Source organism: Cupriavidus consociatus (assembly GCF_017814975.1).
GTDB lineage: Bacteria > Pseudomonadota > Gammaproteobacteria > Burkholderiales > Burkholderiaceae > Cupriavidus > Cupriavidus consociatus.
Window position 1 is genome coordinate 1 of sequence record NZ_JAGIQA010000085.1, and the last position, 5241, is coordinate 5241.

Annotated in this window: 3 protein-coding genes and 1 pseudogene; 3 read left to right on the forward strand and 1 reads right to left on the reverse strand. The window is 57.4% G+C overall.

Going from position 1 to position 5241, the window contains the following annotated elements:
- Positions 1 to 46: 46 nt before the first annotated feature.
- Positions 47 to 460 (reverse strand): annotated as a pseudogene (locus J8I82_RS37190) (IS110 family RNA-guided transposase); the annotation flags it as partial.
- Positions 461 to 517: 57 nt separating this feature from the next.
- Between J8I82_RS37190 and J8I82_RS37195 the strand changes: the two are divergent.
- The 3 genes from J8I82_RS37195 to J8I82_RS37205 are packed head-to-tail and all read left to right on the forward strand — an operon-like array spanning position 518 to position 5201.
- Positions 518 to 2977 carry a tellurite resistance TerB family protein gene (locus tag J8I82_RS37195; RefSeq protein ID WP_209765568.1) on the forward strand — a complete coding sequence of 820 codons (2460 nt, stop codon included), beginning with the start codon at positions 518 to 520 and terminating at the stop codon, positions 2975 to 2977.
- Positions 2974 to 4278, forward strand: a complete 1305-nt coding sequence (locus J8I82_RS37200) for an ATP-binding protein (RefSeq protein WP_209765570.1) — start codon at positions 2974 to 2976, stop codon at positions 4276 to 4278. Before J8I82_RS37195 ends, J8I82_RS37200 begins: the two co-directional genes overlap by 4 nt.
- Positions 4279 to 4301: 23 nt before the next feature.
- Positions 4302 to 5201, forward strand: coding sequence for a DEAD/DEAH box helicase (locus J8I82_RS37205; protein WP_209765572.1), 900 nt, complete (start codon positions 4302 to 4304; stop codon positions 5199 to 5201).
- Positions 5202 to 5241 lie beyond the last annotated feature (40 nt).

Below are 5241 nucleotides of genomic sequence, written 5' to 3' on the forward strand. Positions count from 1 at the left end.
TTGGCGGCCTCGGCTCATCCCGCCATGATATCCGAGGCGATTAATTATTCAACCTATTTACGGGATGTTGTACTAGCGAATCGCGTACCCTATGCAGGGCCGACAGCGTTTGCTGCAATTCCGTCTTTGGCGTCACGAACCGCATGGCTGGGCGAGATGCCGCCTCGCAGATCGCCTCGGCGTCCACGAAGTCGTTCTTGTTACCCTTGACGAAGGGCCGTACGAACTGCGGTGAGATCAGCTTGACCTGGTGGCCAAAGCTGGCGAGCTTGCGGGCCATGTAATGCGCCCCGGCGCAAGCCTCCATGACCACCGTGCATGCGTGGAACGCAGCGAAGAACTCGATCAACTGTGTGCGCCCCATCTTCTTGCGAAACACGGCCTTGCCGTGCCGGTCCTGGCCGTGAAGGTGAAACGAATGCTTGCCCAGATCGATCCCAACCAGCGTCGCGTCATGCATGATGGCCTCTCCAGAGAGAAAAACACCTCTACAGCGTAACCCGCGCGTAGAGTGGGGGTGACCATCCCATTAGGTTCGGGTTCTGGGGGGCTCATTTGGATTGCTGTTGTCATCGCAATTGTGGCGCTGGCAAGTAATCCGGAGAACATTGGGGGAACGCTTTTCTGGTTGGCCGCAGTCGGTTTGGTTGTCTACCTGTTTCGACGAGGCAAGAAGTCGCCCCCTGATGGAGGATCGACGATCATGGATTCCAATGAGTCCGTGGCCTCCTATGGTCAGTCTAGGAAGTCTGTTGCAGGTAGCGAGTCGGTGCGCAATCCGGACAAAGGCGAGAGGGAGTTCGTCATGTCGGCAAGCGCACAGGGGAAGGTGAAGTCCTCCTCCAGTAGTATTTCAGCGGCTGTCGATGAGGATCTGGTTCACGCGAGCTATCATAATCTGGAGTCCAGTAAGTCCTTTCGTATTCCGCCAGCCCCTGCGCAATTTGGTCATGCAAGGTGGCTCTCATCTACCGAAAATGTGGAGATTGCCGGCGTTGCAATCTCGGGTGGCTTGATTTACGTCGGGACGGCTCTTAAGGCGGCATCCGGCATCGTGGATCCTTGTTTGATTGATCCATCAAAGGATGTCGCGAAACGAGCGGACTATACAGTGCGGGAGATGGGATACTGGCCAAGCTACTCGGCGATCTCGCCCACAGCTCGCAGGGCGTACTTGAATTGGCTCTCGACCGGCAGAGCAGATCCTGACGCTGATATCGGATACGTTTTCATCTATTTTTACGGACTCGAGCGCCGCGCGGTATTCGAGGCGGTAAATGATCAGACGGCCAAAGCCGATCTGCCGGCGATCGCAGCGGAACTGCGGCGGCTCCTTGCCATTTACGGCCCGCGCTCTGGATCGTTTCAAGGATACGGGACCGCGCTATTGGACTGGATCACGCTGGCGAACCTGCCAGATCGCTCCTATCTCCAGCCGCTACCAAGTTCTCCTAGGTCATACGAGCTTCCCCTATACATTCGAGCGGCGCTTGGCCAGGCAGCCGCGGATCGCGTGGCGATTTCAGCGGACCTCGCATTAGCCTGGGTTAAACTCGATCCGAGAAGTCTCCTCCGAACGCCAACCCTTCGTTGTGCTCAGGAGTTCAACTCCCTGTTCAAACTCAAGTATCTTGCGGCGCTGGGCGACGGATTGGTGCTACCGCGAAACCGGACCAAGCTCAAGCTTGTCTACCGAGCTGCCTCTGCAGGATTCCGGGGAGTCGATGAGCCACGTCTAACCTTTGGTGATATTCCTGACGTCAGCGTACTTGCAGCGCCGTTCAAGAAGCTGCACGAAATTGCCGAAGCGGCGACGAACGAGCTGGAGTCGCTCAGCAGGTATTTGGGTCGTAACCCTGGGGCACGGTCCACCGTCGAGGCGCTTCTATTGCTGCCTGTAACACTTTGGCCCGAGTCCGCAAAGGGTTCGATCGAAGGGCTCAAAGAGCGGATGGATGGAGGCATGGTTACGATGCCTTTCCATGAACTTTTGGGAGCGTTGGGCAACTCGTCGACGCTCAGCAGGGAGCGTACTGTTGCATTGGCTCGCGTTCTGGAAGGAATGGGCATTGGCATGGAGCCGGACGTACTCGGCGGAGCCAAGCAGCCCAAGCCGGAAGATCAGATCGCGCTTTTCGTTACGGCGACAGATGATCTGAAAAGCCGCGATGCGCCAGACTATCGGCTCGCAGCCCTTGCGCTGCAACTCGCGGCTGCCGTGGCCACTTCCGACGGGGATTTCGGGGCTAACGAAATCAGTCACCTCCACCAGCAGATTCAGTCGTGGAGTCACCTGAGTCGCAACAATCAGCGAAGATTGGTGGCTCACCTCCGTCTTCTGATGGTCGCTCCGCCGTCGTTGACGGCACTGAAAAAGAAGCTTGAATCACTCGATCCCACGGCAAGAGGAAGCATCGCATCCTTTGTCGCTGCGGTAGCGCAGTCCGATGGAACGGTCTCGCCGGTCGAAGTCAGGATGCTCGAGAAGGTGTACAAGGTCCTCGGCGTCGATCCACAGAAGGTCTTCTCAGAGCTTCACTCGGCTGCTACCGGCTCCGAACCGGCAACCAAGCACGCCCTGGGCGAGGTGAAGGAGGCGGGCTTCACGCTAGACGCGTCCCGGATTGCCGTGCTCCAAAAAGACAGCGAGGGGGTGTCGGCAATGCTCTCGACAATCTTTGTCGAGGAGACGGAGGTGGTCGACGTAGCGCCACTCGTGAATGCAGCGCCCGCCGTCGAACAAGATCGTGTACTCGGCCTTGATGAGGCACATAGTTCGCTCGCACGGCTTCTACTGTCGCGTCCACGTTGGACGAAGGCCGAGCTTTCTGATGCGGCGCTGGATCTTGATTTGATGCTTGACGGTGCCCTCGAGCAACTTAACGACGCCGCATTCGACGCGCACGACATGGCGTTCTTTGAAGGGGACGATCTTGTGGAGATCAACCTTGAATTGCGGGAGAAGTTGGCAGCATGAATAGTCCTATTCGAGCCAAAGATCGTGACGCGGTCATTCAGTCCTTGCGTGCGGGAGTGGTGCCACGTAGCGGACAGCACCTGATTCAGGTCGGCCGGTCGCGAGAGATTGAGACCCTTGTGCAAGACATCGAGCGCATTGCTGACGGCGGTTCGGCATTCCGCGTGGTAACGGGAGAATACGGGGCAGGCAAGACGTTCTTCCTAAACCTTGTACGATCGATCGCGCTCGAAAAGAAGCTGGTAGTCGCCAATGCGGACCTGAATCCTGATCGTCGACTCCATTCTTCATGCGGACAGGCCCGCTCGCTTTATGCCGAACTCATGCGCAACCTGGCCACACGTACCAAGCCTGACGGCGGCGCGTTGGCAGGCATCGTCGAGAAGTTTATCGGGACGGTAAAGACCGAAGCGAAGAGCAGCGGACAATCGACTGAGTTTGTGCTCCGACAGAAACTGGAGCAACTGACCGAGCTCCTCAACGGCTACGACTTCGCGGATGTCATCGCAGCATACTGCCGTAGTCACGATGAAGGCAATGAGCAGTTGAAGGCGAACGCAGTTCGTTGGCTGCGTGGAGAGTTCACGACGAAGACGGACGCTCGTCAGGCGCTTGGTGTTCGCGCGATAATCGACGACGCCTCGGTGTATGACCAGCTCAAGCTGATGGCGCGCTTCGTCCGCTTGGCTGGATACGCAGGCCTTCTCATCGGCCTAGACGAACTAGTAAACCTCTACAAGTTGGCCAACACGCAAGCACGGAATTCCAATTACGAACAGATCCTCCGGATCCTCAATGACTCGCTGCAGGGCGCCTCAGTGGGCCTGGGATTTGTCTTGGGTGGTACGCCGGAATTCCTCATGGACACTAGACGAGGGTTGTACAGCTACCCCGCCTTGCAGAGTCGACTTGCGCAGAATACGTTCGCAAGCGATGGACTTGTGGACTTCAGTGGCCCCGTATTGCCGCTGTCCAGCCTAACGCCGGAGGATTTTTACGTCTTGCTGCATAAGATTCGGACTGTCTACGCGTTTGGTGACGAGCAAAAATCCTTGCTTCCTGACCAGGGGATCTTCAGTTTTATGGAGCATTGCTCCAAGCGAATCGGCGATACGTACTTCCGCACGCCGCGAACTACCATCACTGCATTCATCAACATGCTTGCCGTTCTTGAGCAGAATCCCGGCGTCGCGTGGGAGGAACTTCTCGGCGGTCTGGCTGTTGACGTGGATGCGGGAGGCGCTAACGACACCATAGTCAACGTGGACGACGATGACGAGTTTGCCTCGTTCAAAATGTGACTGGCGTTGTCCGGGGCAAATAGATGAGCGGCGATAGCTCTTCCTTCTTTCAGCTGGACGAGAGAATCCAGCGGTTCATCTGGGCAGAAGGGTGGGATTCCTTGCGCGATGCGCAGGAGGCCGCGATTCCACTCATTTTGCCAGGGGACAAGGACGTCATCGTGGCCGCAGCGACAGCGTCGGGCAAGACCGAAGCCGCGTTCCTGCCGGCGTTGACGCATATCGTCCAGCAGTCTACGCCCGGACTGATTGCCTATATCAGTCCGCTGAAGGCGCTTATTAATGATCAGTTTGGCCGCCTTGATCGGCTCTGCGAGCTGCTTGACGTGCCAGTCTGGCCTTGGCACGGAGACGTGCCTGCCTCGACAAAGCGGCGCTTCCTTGAGAAGCGTCGAGGCGTTCTCCTCATTACGCCAGAGTCGCTCGAAGCTTTGCTGTGCAATCGAGGCAATTCTGTCGCGACGGTATTCGGATCGCTTGCGTACATTGTTGTGGACGAACTCCACGCCTTCATCGGGACAGAGCGAGGCAAGCAGCTTCAGTCCCTCATGCACCGGGTTGAGCTAATCGTCGGCAGAGGGGTGCCACGTATTGGACTGTCTGCGACCTTAGGTGACATGGGGCTGGCAAAGAGCTTTCTTCGGCCGGGAGAGGGTGAGTTTGTCAGGGAAGTCGTATCCCGCGCGCCTGGCAACGATCTCAAGATTCTTGTCAAAGGCTATGAGGAACCTCTGGTGTTGAGGCGTCGCGAGATGCCGCGAGACACTGACGGACCGTTCCTCGCGGCGGGTGATGGTGCGGACGAACAGGCAGAAGACGCAGACGATCCGCTCATGCCGGCTGCGATAGCAACGCATCTATACAGCGTGCTGCGCGGAACAAACAACCTAGTACAACATCCCGTAAATAGGTTGAATAATTAATCGCCTCGGATATCATGGCGGGATGAGCCGAGGCCGCCAA